Source organism: Paraburkholderia bryophila (genome assembly GCF_013409255.1).
Classification (GTDB): Bacteria; Pseudomonadota; Gammaproteobacteria; order Burkholderiales; family Burkholderiaceae; genus Paraburkholderia.
In genome coordinates this window covers 2,898,605-2,911,175 of the sequence record NZ_JACCAS010000002.1, presented here as the reverse complement: position 1 = coordinate 2,911,175, position 12,571 = coordinate 2,898,605, and the positions used below count along the sequence as shown (strand labels likewise).

General features: G+C 63.0%; 13 protein-coding genes. 6 read left to right on the top strand and 7 right to left on the bottom strand.

The window, feature by feature from the left end; genetic code table 11:
* Window positions 1-264: 264 nt before the first annotated feature.
* The 4 genes from GGD40_RS33950 to GGD40_RS33935 all read right to left on the bottom strand — a co-directional run bounded on the left by GGD40_RS33950 (window position 265) and on the right by GGD40_RS33935 (window position 4,804).
* Complete coding sequence (locus GGD40_RS33950) at window positions 265-615, bottom strand: hypothetical protein (RefSeq protein WP_179746674.1); 351 nt, start codon at window positions 613-615, stop codon at window positions 265-267.
* A 113-nt stretch (window positions 616-728) separates the two neighbouring features.
* Window positions 729-1,385, bottom strand: coding sequence for a hypothetical protein (locus GGD40_RS33945; RefSeq protein WP_179709559.1), 657 nt, complete (start codon window positions 1,383-1,385; stop codon window positions 729-731).
* A 152-nt stretch (window positions 1,386-1,537) separates the two neighbouring features.
* Window positions 1,538-3,193, bottom strand: a complete 1,656-nt coding sequence (locus GGD40_RS33940; RefSeq protein WP_179709561.1) for a S10 family peptidase — start codon at window positions 3,191-3,193, stop codon at window positions 1,538-1,540.
* 51 nt (window positions 3,194-3,244) lie between these two features.
* Window positions 3,245-4,804: a S53 family peptidase gene (locus GGD40_RS33935; protein WP_179746673.1), complete on the bottom strand. Its 1,560-nt coding sequence runs from the start codon at window positions 4,802-4,804 to the stop codon at window positions 3,245-3,247.
* Window positions 4,805-5,118: 314 nt separating this feature from the next.
* On the opposite strand from GGD40_RS33935, the gene GGD40_RS33930 reads away from it, so the two are divergent.
* Window positions 5,119-5,628, top strand: a complete 510-nt coding sequence (locus GGD40_RS33930; protein ID WP_035556365.1) for a DUF1993 domain-containing protein — start codon at window positions 5,119-5,121, stop codon at window positions 5,626-5,628.
* A gap of 3 nt (window positions 5,629-5,631) precedes the next feature.
* Here the strand turns inward: GGD40_RS33930 and GGD40_RS33925 are convergent, their stop codons facing one another.
* Entirely contained in the window at window positions 5,632-5,952 is a 321-nt protein-coding gene (locus tag GGD40_RS33925) for a YnfA family protein (RefSeq protein ID WP_179746672.1), read from the bottom strand.
* Between the two features lie 134 nt (window positions 5,953-6,086).
* On the opposite strand from GGD40_RS33925, the gene GGD40_RS33920 reads away from it, so the two are divergent.
* Complete coding sequence (locus GGD40_RS33920) at window positions 6,087-6,260, top strand: DUF1289 domain-containing protein (protein WP_035556363.1); 174 nt, start codon at window positions 6,087-6,089, stop codon at window positions 6,258-6,260.
* A gap of 99 nt (window positions 6,261-6,359) precedes the next feature.
* Here GGD40_RS33920 and GGD40_RS33915 read toward each other — a convergent pair whose 3' ends face one another.
* Window positions 6,360-7,001, bottom strand: a complete 642-nt coding sequence (locus tag GGD40_RS33915; protein WP_179709565.1) for a LysE family translocator — start codon at window positions 6,999-7,001, stop codon at window positions 6,360-6,362.
* Between the two features lie 154 nt (window positions 7,002-7,155).
* Here GGD40_RS33915 and GGD40_RS33910 point away from each other — a divergent pair, with 154 nt between their 5' ends.
* Window positions 7,156-7,623, top strand: coding sequence for an Lrp/AsnC family transcriptional regulator (locus tag GGD40_RS33910; RefSeq protein ID WP_179746671.1), 468 nt, complete (start codon window positions 7,156-7,158; stop codon window positions 7,621-7,623).
* Between the two features lie 73 nt (window positions 7,624-7,696).
* Window positions 7,697-7,930 (top strand): hypothetical protein, encoded by a 234-nt coding sequence (locus GGD40_RS33905; protein WP_035556356.1) that lies wholly within the window; start codon window positions 7,697-7,699, stop codon window positions 7,928-7,930.
* Window positions 7,931-7,959: 29 nt separating this feature from the next.
* On the opposite strand, the gene GGD40_RS33900 is transcribed toward GGD40_RS33905, so the two are convergent.
* Complete coding sequence (locus GGD40_RS33900; protein ID WP_257030660.1) at window positions 7,960-9,462, bottom strand: carbohydrate porin; 1,503 nt, start codon at window positions 9,460-9,462, stop codon at window positions 7,960-7,962.
* A gap of 1,153 nt (window positions 9,463-10,615) precedes the next feature.
* Between GGD40_RS33900 and GGD40_RS33895 the strand changes: the two genes are divergently transcribed.
* Complete coding sequence (locus GGD40_RS33895; protein ID WP_179709569.1) at window positions 10,616-10,771, top strand: hypothetical protein; 156 nt, start codon at window positions 10,616-10,618, stop codon at window positions 10,769-10,771.
* A gap of 130 nt (window positions 10,772-10,901) precedes the next feature.
* Window positions 10,902-12,560: an NRAMP family divalent metal transporter gene (locus GGD40_RS33890; RefSeq protein WP_179746670.1), complete on the top strand. Its 1,659-nt coding sequence runs from the start codon at window positions 10,902-10,904 to the stop codon at window positions 12,558-12,560.
* The last annotated feature ends 11 nt before the right edge of the window (window positions 12,561-12,571 follow it).

The window sequence follows — 12,571 nt, the reverse complement described above, 5'->3', positions numbered from 1 at the left end:
GTCCTATTTTCAGCATAGTCAGAATCGACCACAAAAGCGATGCGACACAGTGTCGTCAAAGATGAACTTTTAAAGACCTGCCTGAATGCACTGTACCTGAATAAGGTCGGTCAAAAATAGCAAAACAGCGGTTCATTTAACGATTCAAGCCCGGTCATGCGACCAACGTCACACGTCGGTTGCAAAAACCGGGCCTCGATATGCAGTGCCGCAGCATCCTGCCGGGGGACGTGCGCAACGCGCGGGCTGATCGCGGGGATCCGATCAGTCCGCTGCTTGCACGTTGGCGGCGCTCACCCACCACGCATTCTTGCCGTGCGGCTGCTGAACCAGCACCGCCGTCGGATCGTCGACGCCGTCGTCCGCAACTTCGCACACCGCGAGACCGTCGGGCAGATGCTTGACCTCGCCGGCTTCCTGGAACAGCGCGACCCGTTGCGCGCTCAACGGTCGCAGTTGCTTGTACACGTCGAAGCTGATGGCGGCGGGCACGTCGCCGCGAATCCGCAACGCGTCGGCTTTACCGCACAGCACGGGCTCGGCGGCGAATGCGACGGCGCTGCCGAACAGACAGCCGAAAGCAAGCGCCGCGGCGGCAAGACGTGAATGGTTCATGGTGACTCTCCGGAAAAAAATGTGGGCCAGCGCGCCGCCCTCGACTAACGAAGCGGCGCGATTCAATACGCGTGGATGAACGAAACCGATGCCGCGCGCGAAGGCGCACGGTCTCACGGCGGACTGTCGTGCCCGGCGCCGCGCTCAGCGCTTTCGCCGGTCGCGACGTCGAGTCGGCTGATGTCGCAAGACGTTTGACTGAAACCCGAATAAACCACCGACCAATTGCCGACGATCGCAGCCTGCGCCTCGGCGAGGCTCAATTTGCCCTCGCACACGCAATGCTTGAGCATGACCGCCGCGCGCGCCTTGCGGCGCTCGCCCTGCTGGCCTGCCCACGGCAGAAGATCGAGATTGGCGGTCGCGTTCGGCGAACCGCCCAACACGACAGGCACGCGCCGGTCGATAGCGAACGCCGCGCCCTTATCGGACTCGATGCCGCGTTCGGCGAGCAAGCGATTCTTGTGCGCCATCAGTTCGCCGAACGGCGGCGCCACGGTGTCCGCGTAACCGGTCCGGCAAATCGTCTCGCCGACGGATTGCTGCGTGACGCGTTCGTCGAGCATGCCGGCCTCTTGCGCGCGGGCCTCGCCCATACGCACCGCGAGTGCCACGGTGAAGCCGAGCAGCAACACCACGCGCGCCCTGCCGCGCGAACGCGCCAAGCCGCAACGGTGCGTTAGCACCGGCGTAACTGCCTCTTCGTAAGTACCGCGGGTCGGGTCGCTGGAATGGTAAGAGCGACGCCCGTTTGCAATGCCTGCGTTCATCGGTCGGCGCGCCGGCAGCGGCACGCAATAGTTCAATTCGCGGACCAATTAGAACACATTCAAAATGCTTACGTAACACTCCGTGCCTCACGCTTGTCCGTGGACAAGCGTGAGGGTCCGTTCGCTCATGTCATTTCGCGTCACCCCACCGCTTACTTCGCCACGCGAGCCTGCAAGGCGCGAATCCGCGTGAGCGCCTGCGTGTTCGACGCCGTCGTGTCGTACATCTTCGCGAGATCCGCCTTCAGCGCGGTGCGCGATGCGCCGTCGAGATACACCATATGCCCGGACGGATAGAAGCGCGCCGACAGGTTCTGCCGGACCTGCGCGCTGAGCAACGGCATTTGCTGCAGATCGAGCACGGTCTGATAGAACGGCGTGACGAAATCGTAGAAGCCGTTCGCCGACAGCACCTTGAGATCGGGATTGAGCGCCATCACGGCGGCGAGATCGCCGGCGGTGTAGAGAATGACGTTGCCCTTCGCGTCTTTGCCCTTCTGCGCGCCGGTCGGATCGATGTGGCTGAAATCCCAATACTGGAACGCCTGATCGTTCAGATCGGTGAACGACGAATTCGACGTGTACTTCAACTGCTCGTTCAGATACACGTTCCACATCGTCGTATAAACGCCGGTGACCGCCGTCATGGTCGGATCGTTGCCGCCGGAGTTCGGGTCGATCTTGCCGGCAATCCCCGTTTCGATCGCCGTCACGCGGCCGTCATACTCGCCGAGCGCGAGCCCTTGCGACTTCAGCAAGCTGGTCAGGAACAGCGAATTGCCACGGCTGTCGTACGACGCGATATCCAGGCTCCACGCAAGCAGGGTCGCTTTGTCGATGCCGGTGTATTCGCTCAGTTTCTCGACCGTCGCGGAATCGGTGGTCGGAAATTTGCGTAGCGCGGCCAGATAGTCGGTGCGCGCGAATTGCGCCACCTCTTCGGCAAACGTGCCGAGATCCGTGGGCCGTGGCGCGATGCCGAGTTTCTTGTGATACCACGCGTCCGCCGCCGCGGTGGGCAGCGCGCCGACCGGATTGCCGGACTGCGTGTAATCGAGAATCGACGATTGCAGCGTAATGCCGTTCAGATCGACGCCGTCTTCGTGCAGTCGGTAGGCCAGCACGCAACTGCGTGCCGTGCCGTACGACTCGCCGTACAGGTACTTCGGCGAATTCCAGCGGTTGTTCTTGGTCAGAAAACGCTTGATGAACTGCTTGAGCGAATCCGCGTCCTGGTCGACGCCCCAGAAGGCGCGATTGGTCTTCGGTGCAATGGCCGCCGAGTAGCCGGTGCCGACCGGATTGATGAAGACGAGGTCGCTCTTGTCGAGCAGGCTGTCCGGGTTGTCTTCCATTGCGTACGGCGCGGGCGGCGTGAAGCTCGGCATCGCGGTCTTGATGCGGCGCGGCGCGAACGAGCCCAGCAGCACGAACACCGAAGACGACCCCGGACCGCCGTTATAGAAGAACGTGACCGGGCGGGTTTCTTCCTTCTGGTTATCTTGCGTGAAGGCCACGTAGAACAGACTGGCCTCGGGCAGCGAACTGCTCGGGTCGACGATGACGAGGTGACCCGCGGTCGCCGTGTAATCGATCTTGTGCCCGCCGATCGAGATCGAGTGATGAGTGACCGCGGCGGTCTCGGCGGTGTTGGTAATGGAATCGTCCGGCCCATTGCCGTAGGCAACCGGATCGAAGAACGGCTGATCGCCGCCCTTGTGCGCTGCGCCAGCGGCCCCGGCTGCGGCCGAAGCATGCGCATTGTGCGACGACTGCGGACTAACGGAAGCTGACTCGGTGTTCGTCATGATCGCTCCATGGGTACGTTCACGTCTGGTTGGCCGTATCTGCCAACCAGACTATAGTGCGGCGGCTACCTTCTGACCATTGGGACTGCCGAGTCCCGTGCAGGCGTCCCAGCCCACCGACGCCTCGTAACTCCCGTTGTTGCCTTGCGTGATGTCGTTGCACACGCCGGCCGCCTTGTACAGCTTGGGGTTGATAAAGCCGACCGGCTGGCCTTTCGCCGCGTTGATCCGCGCGATCAGCGCCGCCCACAGCGGAGCGACCGCGCTGGTGCCGCCGACCACCGTCTGCGTACCGTCGATCAGCACGCTGTAGCCGGTCACCGGCGAGGCGTCGCCCGCCACGTCCGGGACGCCGCGCCCGCTGAGCGGCATCTTGACGCCCTTGGCCGAGGTGGACGACAAACCCTGTTGCCACACCGGCACCGGGAAGGCCCGGCTCACGCCGCCGCCGGTCGCGCCGCCTTGCGAGCCGTCGTTCCAGACCACCTCGTGGGTGATCGACGTACCCGACGCGGTCAGATTCGTGCCGCCGCAGGCCAGCACATACGGACTCGACGACGGAAAGTCGACCTCATTGCCACTGCTCACGCCGTCGCTCGACCCGCTGTCGCCCGAGGCCACACAGACCGTCACGCCGAGCGCGGCGGCAGACTGTAGTGCGCTGTTGAAGGCCTGCAACGACTGGCTGGTCCAGTTCGATTCCGGGCCGCCCCAACTGATCGAAATCACCGACGGCTTGTTGGTCGTGTCGTGGATCGCGCGGCTCACCGCGTCGATGAAACCGGCGTCGCTGTTCTGCGTGAAATACACCGCGACCGTCGCGCCTGGCGCGATCGAGCCGACGATCTCGACGTCGAGCGTGACTTCGCCGTCCGGACCGGACGGGTCGCCGCTCGGCTGATTGCTGCCCTGGTCGACGCCGACCGATTTCACCGTGGGCGAACCGACGCCGAGACTCGCGAAATACGATTTGAGGTCGGACGTGTTGTAGCCGCCGCCGAGTTCGACGATGCCCACGCACTGCCCGCTGCCGTCGCCCTGCGGATACTGATAGAGCGCCGCGATCTGCGGCGGCGTGAACGACACCTGATGCCCCTTCGCGGGCTGGAACGGCGGCCGGATGCGGAAGTGCGGCCGCGCCGGCGGCCGGTTGTCGAGCCCGAGCACCGCTTCGACCACGCCGTGCAGGTCGTCCGGCACGCTGATCGTGCCGGTGCGGCCGCGGAACTGCCCGGTGGTGTGATGTTCGTAGTGCTCCAGCTTGACCGCGAACGCGCTCTGGAATTGCGCAATCGTGCCGCTCAACAGGACCGAGCGTGCGGCAGGATCTTCACGCACCACCGTCAAACCGTGCGCGGCGGCGAATGTCTTGACCTTTGCGAGGTCCTCCGGCGCGGCGCCATAGTCTTTGGCAAACGCCTCGCGCGACAGCGGTTTGACGCCAGGGTCGCCCGCTTCGATACGGCTCATCAACGCATTGAACTGCGCCTGCTGCTGACGGCGCACCATCACGAACACTTCGATCCGCTCCGACGGATCGCATTGCCCCACGACTTTCGAACCTTCCTCTGCCTTTCGCTCGCTGCCTGGCAGCGGGTGCTTATTGACCATGGTGTCGACTCTCCTGTTGGCGTGACGGCGCGGACCGCAAAGCGGACCTGACGCGCCGCACGCGTCGCTACAAACTCATTGCCGGACGAGACGGGCTCGCGCGGCACCGTGCTGATTCGAGGACTTCGCCAAACCGTCCGACCAATGCATTCGACCACAGTTCCGGCGCGCGCGGCAGTTAGCCGAATGGCTAACGTCGCGCTGCATCAATGCGCATGACCGACGGCCCGCGCTATGATGCTGCTGCGGCAATCCAGCCGTTACATTGCCTCGCGCGCCACCCGCGCGCACGATCAAAGAATCAGAGGAACCCCATGTCAATTTCGATGTATCAAGCATCCCTGCCCGTGCTGATTCGCGGCCTGACGAACCTGCAAGTCATCCTGGGCAAAGCTCAGGCGCACGCGGCGGAAAAGCAGATCGAGCCGTCGGTGTTCACGAACGCGCGCCTCGCGCCGGACATGCTGCCGCTGGTGCGCCAGGTGTATATCGCGAGCGACACGGCGAAGGGATGCGCCGCGCGTCTGGCCGGCGTCGAAGCGCCGAAGTATGAAGACGTCGAACTGAGTTTCGACGACCTGCATGCCCGCCTTCAAAAGACGATTGATTATCTGAAGGAATTCAATGCAGAACAGATCGACGGTTCGGAAGCGCGCGAGATCACACTGAAAATGCGCACCGGCCCGATCGAGTTCACGGGCCTGTCTTATCTGCTGGGGTTCGTGCTGCCGAATTTCTTTTTCCACGTCACGACGGCGTACGACATCTTGCGTCACAACGGCGTCGAACTCGGCAAGCTCGATTATCTGGGCGGGATCAAGTAACGCTTAAACACGCGGCTGGAACGCGATGATGGCCATGCCGGCCAACGTGAACGCGACACCCGCCAGGTCCCACGGCGTGGGCCGCACTTTGTCCACGCCCCATAGCCATAAGATCGCCACCGCCACATACACACCGCCGTAAGCCGCATACACGCGGCCCGCGGCGGTGCCGTGCAAGGTCAGCAGCCATGCGAACAGCGCGAGGCTGAGCGCGCCGGGCACCAGCAGCCAGATCGAACCGCCCTCCTTCAGCCAGCGCCACGGCAGATAGCAACCGACAATTTCAGCAACGGCGGTCACGGCATACAGCAGGAAAGTTTTCATCGAAGGTGATCAGCGAATGAGCGTGAACCGCATCCCCGTGCGCGGTTCTCTATCGGCTGTATTAACACAATCAGTTGGCATGCGGGCACGCTGCATGCGAGAGTCCTGCTGTCCCTTACTGACCGTCATCCATTATGAGCACCGAGTCTCCCTGTATCGACATCTGCAAGTTCGACAGCAAAACCGGCTTATGCATTGGCTGTTTGCGCACGCGCGACGAGTGTAAAAGCTGGAAGAAGATGAAAGACAAGCATCGCAGGAAAATTATCGAAGACCGATCGCGCCGCGAGCATAAGCTGAATAAATAGACGCAACGGCCAGGCGCGCCGCGTTGGAAATCTGGCGCAGCGGCGGCCCACAGCGCCACTGCCGCGCCGCCTTGACTCATCGAGCCAACTCAAACCACCTCAATCCAGCGAAAGCCGCAGCGCGAAACCAATCAGCGCCGCCGAAAACGTCCAGCGCTGCAAAGTCTGCGCGAGCGGATGCGCCCGCATCCAGCCGGCAATGCGCGCCGCGCCGACCGCGAACGACACGTCGAAGCACGCGCCGACCGCGAGCAGCACCAGACCCAGTTCGACCATCTGCAACGCCACCGGCCCCGCCTCCGGGCGCACGAATTGCGGCAGCAGCACGGAACAGAACAACAGCGCTTTCGGGTTCAGCAGATTGGTCAGCAAGCCCTTCACGAACGACGCCCGCAACGGCTGCGGCTCCGCGCTCGCAACGGCTGCCGCGGCGCCCGCTTCGGGCAGCGCAAACACCGGTGAACGGAAAATCTGAATCCCGACCCACGCCAGATACACCGCGCCGCCATAACGCACCACGTCGTACAACCAGGGCGCGTTGCGCAACAGCGCGGCCACTCCGCAGGCCGACAGCGTGACGTGCGTCGCACGCGCCAGACCCAGGCCGCCGGCAGCCGCGAAACCGCTGCGTACGCCGCGTCCGATACTGGTTTGCAGGACCAGCGCCATGTCCGGTCCCGGTACGGCGTAGACGACGAACAGCGCAGCGATATAGACGACCAACAGGTGTGCGGAAATCATAGAAACCTCTTGTTTTAAGGGCTCTATCTTGCCGCTGCCGACGGAGGGTTTGCTGGCGAATTGCCGGGCCGCTCACCTCAAAATTAGAGGAATACGCTAATATTTGCCCTCTCCGACACGATTCGCCCTAAACCCTTCGCGAGCGCCCAAAATCATGACAACCGACCTCGATAAAACCGACCGTGCGATCCTGGCCGCGCTGCAGAAAGACGGCCGCATGTCGAACGCGCGCCTGGCCGATCTGGTGGGGTTGAGCGAAACGCCTTGCGCGCGTCGGCTGAAACGCCTCGAACACGACGGCTATATCGACGAGTACCGCGCGGTGCTGTCGCGTTCCGCACTCGGCCTCGGCGTGATGGCGTTCGTCCATGTGCGCTTCGCGGTGCACGACCGCGCGCTCGCAACCCGCTTCGAGCGCGAGGTGCAGGCGATTCCCCGCATCCTGTCGTGTCACAACGTGTCGGGCAGCGCCGACTACATCCTGCAGGTGGTAGCACGCGATCTCGACGATTACGGCACCTTCATGCGCGACGAGATGCGCAGTTTGCCGGGCGTGACGTCGGTGGAATCGGCCTTGTCGTTGCGCGAAGTGAAGGCCAACGGCGGGCTGCCGCTGTTCTGAACGCGAACCGCGGATCGTGGCATAGTCACGCCTTTGATGCGGCGTGAGCCGCCTGAACGAGCACGGAGTTTTCATGGAACACGACAAGGCGCGAGCCGAAGAAGCCGCCGCGATGGAACGCGTTTTGACCGCAACCCAACGGGTCAAGACGGCGTTCACGTCGCTGCAATCGCAATTTCCGCCGGCAGGTAGCGGCCAGCCGTCGCAATTCGCGCTGACCACGTTCGACGCCGCGCTGCAGGAACTCGAGGACGCCCAGGCCGCGTTCGACGAACTGCTGGGCGACCTGCTCGACGGCAATCGTTGAGGTGAGTTGAGTGGGCTCGAGCCGCCCCCTCAAAAAACAATATTGGTCCGCAACCCGACGACCGCCTCATTGCCCACGCGCTGCGCCGGATTCAGCGGATCCGGCACGCCGCCCGCCGGCCGGAACACGTACTGGAAGTCCGCCTGCACCAGCCACCAAGGCGCGACCTGATACTGATACGTGGCCTCGACCACCGTCTCCGCACTTCGCGACGGATAACCCGGCGTGCCCAGCGCCGCGGTATCGCTCGCGAGACCTTGCGCGTGCGAGCCGATCTTCGCGTAGCCGACCGCCAATCCGGCGACATCGTTGTCACGTCCCTTGAACGGCGCCTTGAGCGTTACGCCCGCATTCACGCCGAGGTCCACCAGATTGCGATCGCCCGGCGCGCCCATGATCCGCGCAAACACGCCTACCGATTGCGGGCTGTCGCCGCCGCGCTGCCAGACAGTCTGATCGGCGACCGCATAGAAGCTGTAATCGCCCCGATGGTTCGCCGCCACACCGCTGCTCGCCGGATTCGCGAGTGAGAGCCCGGTATTGTCGAAACGCTGGTCGGCGAAATGCTGCGTGTTGTACCAGAAGCCGAGCTTGTAGTTTCCCGCCAAGCCGCCTGACGCTGCGCCCGAGCCACTCGCCGGCGGCTGATTGATCGCGTACTGCACTTCGCCGATGAACAACGCGCCGCCGCGCAGATTGAAATTCGTGCCGTGACGGTTTTGCTGCTGCGGATCGCCGACGTCGCTACCGGCCGGATTGCCATTGAACACGCCGGCCAGCACGGTCCATGCATCCGAGGGTTTGGCGCGCACACGCACCCCGAGCGACGCCAACGGATACGCCGGCCCACCTGCGGGCAAATCGATCGACGGCAACACCGGCCAGCCGAACGTTGCGTTGACGAAGGGCGTGGCGAACTGGCTCACCATGAATTCCTGGTCGAGACTTTGCTGCCCGACCTTCACGTCGACCTTGCCGCCGATCAACGATTGCTGATACCAGAGCTCCCACAACCGCGTGGTGCTATCCGCTTCGATGCCGCTCGCGCTTTGCAGCGTCTGCAGATTGCGCGTGCTGAGATTGCTGCCGTGAATCTGCAAGCCCGACACGTTGAAGGTGCCGCCCGGCAGGCCGAGCGCTTTGTCCGTATCGACGACGAGGCCGAACTGGGTCAAACCGTCGTACGCGCCGCCGCGTTTCGTGCCGCCGCTCAGGTTGTTCAGATACTCGCTGGTTTCCTGCAGGCTGAAGGTCACACCGTAATTGCCGAGCCACGGACGCAAGCCGCCCATGTCGCCGAGCAGCGTGGAGCGCTCCCACAAACCAGCCGGTGCGGCCGGTGTCGGCTCCGCTGTCTGCGCCAACACCGAAGGCACGATCCCAACCGACAACAGCAACGTGAGTCCAACCGGAACCCCGGCCTTCCATCGCCCTGCTTTATCCGACTTGGCGGCGTCGAGTTCCGCCGCACCAAACCGCACATTGCGCGCACAGCGCGCCACCCCATCCACCGACGACATTTTGACGAACATAAGCTCACTCCCATCGAGCCTGGCTTGAACCGGGCGATGTAAAGACGTGACCGTCCCTCGCAAGCGACGTTGCGATAGCGATCAAAAGAGGGAGCGTGCTGCTGACTGACCGGCGAGAACCGGTCACTGAAGAAGCGCGCTAACCCGAACGGAGCGAGTTAGCGGCGAAGGAACGAACCTGCTGCTAACCCGCGGATACTGCGCCGGCGTAGACCGGCGTCGGACTTCCACTACTAGAGCATGTGTCCACGAGGGACTCCATTTGACGAGACGGGCGGATTGTATTCGGCACGTTTGGAAAATCGCAAGTAAAAACCGCGTAAAGGTCGCGTAAAAGATATCGCACTCCGAATCCTCGTAATGAACGCGCGCGAGCACGGACCTGAGCGCATGGAACACGGCCCCGGATTCCTTCATCGGCCTTCCCTTCCTGTCGCTTCTGAAAGACTTCATGGCCTCTTTGCAACACGTCGCGCGCTATTCGCCGGGCGGTCAAAGAATATTTGCTTCGCTTAACGAAGCATGTTGACTTCTGCTTGCGGGAGTGCATAAAATTCGCCCGTCTTCACAAACGGGGCCCATGCCTTGGACTCAAGCAGTAGTCGATCTTCGAACAGTTTCACTGCCTGACCGGCACGACGCCCGCGCTCTCTTTTCTCAGCCGCCGTCTTGCCAGCAGGCAGACGGTGCGCGCCGTAGCAACCCTCTCCGTGCACCTTATTAACTAGCGCCATTCGGGCGCGGCGTGCTTTCGCACCTCCGCATTCCGTCTGGCACCGCGTCGCGAGCCCCGGCTCGCGGCCTCGCTGGCTCACGCCGGTTCGAATCGTTCGTTTGGTTCGAATCGCGGCGTGACCCGGCGTGGCTAAACACGTGGGTATCGAGTGCAGCAGGTATCCAGTCGTCCGCGACTAGCCGTCCGCAACTAGCCGTCCGCACCGATACACACCGCAGATAAGGAGCCGCCATGCCGGACAGTGACAGTTATCCCATATGCCGACCCATCGCCATTCAAGTTTCCTTTTGCCTATGGAAAGCAGGTAGACGTATGCCGCCGCGCGCCTAGCGCCGCCGCTCCGTGTCTGCCGGCTTTCCGCACACCGCGTAAAGCCCGCGTCAATGCCACGTCAGACATTACGCACGGAGAAAAAACATGTACATCGCTATCCTCGTTCCGACGCTGCAACAAACGCACATTCACAGCGACGCGGCCCTCGCGCTGCATAGCATCAAGCCGCACTGGCTCGTCGTGTTCTGGCATCGCGTCAAAGCGCTGGCGTCTCACGCCGCGACGTTCTCAGTTTCGTAATCGATTCACCCCTGTCAGCAGCACGCCTTCGCGATCCGCATGTTCGGCAGTCGTTCGACGACTGACGCCCAGCGGATCCTGAAGGCGCGCCGCATCCGCTCAACCAGTCAACCCAATCAGGCGGCACCCCATGTCCACTCCCATCAACGTCTCACCACCACGCAGCGCGGTTCTCGACGAGGCCCACATTGGCGATATCAAAGGCGCGCTGGGCACCATCGCTCATCACGACACCGCACCGCGCAACACCTGGTGGGCGCGTTTCCGCACGCTGCTCGCGATTCTCGGCCCCGGTCTCATCGTGATGGTCGGCGATAACGACGCCGGTGCCTTCGGCACCTACACGCAAGCGGGCCAGAACTACGGCACCACCTTGCTGTGGACCATGCTGCTGCTCGTGCCGGTGCTGTTCGTCAATCAGGAAATGGTGCTGCGTCTGGGCGCCGTGACCGGCGTCGGCCATGCACGGCTGATCTTCGAGCGCTTCGGCAAGTTCTGGGGCGCGTTCAGTGTGGTCGATCTGTTCATTCTGAATGCGCTGACGATCGTGACCGAGTTCATCGGCATTACCTTCGTGCTGGATTTTTTCGGCATCCCGAAGGTGGCCGGCGTGTGCATTGCCGCGGCGGTAACGATGGCCGCGGTCAGTACCGGCAACTTCCGGCGCTTCGAACGCTTCGCGGTAGTGCTATGTCTGCTGAGCCTGCTGCTGGTGCCGGTGCTGGTGTCGATTCATCCGCCGGTCAGTCAGATGGCGCACGACTTCTTCATTCCGAACTGGCCCGCTCATTCGAAACTCAGCGACGTGATGCTGCTCGTGATCGGCATTGTCGGCACGACCGTCGCGCCTTGGCAGTTGTTCTTCCAGCAGAGCTACATTGTCGACAAGCGCATCACGCCGCGCTTCATGAAGTATGAAAAAGCGGATCTGTGGATAGGTATCGTCTTCGTGATGATCGGCGCCGTGGCGATGATTTCTTTCTGCGCGGCGCTGTATGCCGGCAAGCCGGAATTCGGCAATTTCACGGATGCGGGCGGCGTGCTCGCCGGCCTCGAGAGATACGCCGGACGCACCCCCGCCGTGCTGTTCGCGATTGCGTTGCTCGACGCGTGCATCATCGGCGCGGCGGCGGTGTCGTTGTCGACCGCTTATGCGATCGGCGACGTGTTCAAGATTCGTCACTCGCTGCATCGCGGCGTGTCGGACGCGAAGGGCTTCTACCTGGTCTACTTCGGCATCATTGCGGCGGCCGCGACCCTGGTGCTGATTCCCGGCAGCCCGCTCGGCCTGCTGACGGAAGCGGTGCAAACGCTCGCGGGCGTGCTGCTGCCGAGCGCGACCGTGTTCCTGCTGCTGTTGTGCAACGACCGCGCGGTCCTCGGCCCGTGGGTGAACTCGAAGAAACTCAACTTCTTCACCGGCGCGGTGGTCTGGGTACTCGTCATGCTCTCCATCATTCTGACGGCATCGGTCATGTACCCGGACATTACCGGCGAAACGATTATCGAAGTACTCGCCGGCGGCACGCTGATGGCGGCGGTCGGTTACGCGGCGACGCTGGTGGTGCGCAAGCGCCGGCTCGACTCCGCTAACGGCATGGCGCGCGAAACGGAGCCGACCTATGCGAAGGGTGCGCGCGACACGTGGCGCATGCCGCCGCTGGAAGATCTGCCGGCGCCGCAATTGACGATGTCCAAACGCGTGTGGATGGGTGTGCTGCGCGGTTACCTGATCGCGGCGGTCGCGCTAGTGATCGTGAAGGTCGTGCAGATGACGTTGCTGCACTGAGTGAAGTGTCG

What these genes read in the sequence shown, in the direction of transcription:
- GGD40_RS33900 (WP_257030660.1), bottom strand. Translation starts at nt 9,462, where the DNA reads ATGTTCGTCAAAATGTCGTCGGTGGATGGGGTGGCGCGCTGTGCGCGC.
- GGD40_RS33895 (WP_179709569.1), top strand. Translation starts at nt 10,616, where the DNA reads ATGTACATCGCTATCCTCGTTCCGACGCTGCAACAAACGCACATTCAC.
- GGD40_RS33920 (WP_035556363.1), top strand. Translation starts at nt 6,087, where the DNA reads ATGAGCACCGAGTCTCCCTGTATCGACATCTGCAAGTTCGACAGCAAA.
- GGD40_RS33930 (WP_035556365.1), top strand. Translation starts at nt 5,119, where the DNA reads ATGTCAATTTCGATGTATCAAGCATCCCTGCCCGTGCTGATTCGCGGC.
- GGD40_RS33935 (WP_179746673.1), bottom strand. Translation starts at nt 4,804, where the DNA reads ATGGTCAATAAGCACCCGCTGCCAGGCAGCGAGCGAAAGGCAGAGGAA.
- GGD40_RS33945 (WP_179709559.1), bottom strand. Translation starts at nt 1,385, where the DNA reads ATGAACGCAGGCATTGCAAACGGGCGTCGCTCTTACCATTCCAGCGAC.
- GGD40_RS33890 (WP_179746670.1), top strand. Translation starts at nt 10,902, where the DNA reads ATGTCCACTCCCATCAACGTCTCACCACCACGCAGCGCGGTTCTCGAC.
- GGD40_RS33910 (WP_179746671.1), top strand. Translation starts at nt 7,156, where the DNA reads ATGACAACCGACCTCGATAAAACCGACCGTGCGATCCTGGCCGCGCTG.
- GGD40_RS33915 (WP_179709565.1), bottom strand. Translation starts at nt 7,001, where the DNA reads ATGATTTCCGCACACCTGTTGGTCGTCTATATCGCTGCGCTGTTCGTC.
- GGD40_RS33940 (WP_179709561.1), bottom strand. Translation starts at nt 3,193, where the DNA reads ATGACGAACACCGAGTCAGCTTCCGTTAGTCCGCAGTCGTCGCACAAT.
- GGD40_RS33925 (WP_179746672.1), bottom strand. Translation starts at nt 5,952, where the DNA reads ATGAAAACTTTCCTGCTGTATGCCGTGACCGCCGTTGCTGAAATTGTC.
- GGD40_RS33950 (WP_179746674.1), bottom strand. Translation starts at nt 615, where the DNA reads ATGAACCATTCACGTCTTGCCGCCGCGGCGCTTGCTTTCGGCTGTCTG.
- GGD40_RS33905 (WP_035556356.1), top strand. Translation starts at nt 7,697, where the DNA reads ATGGAACACGACAAGGCGCGAGCCGAAGAAGCCGCCGCGATGGAACGC.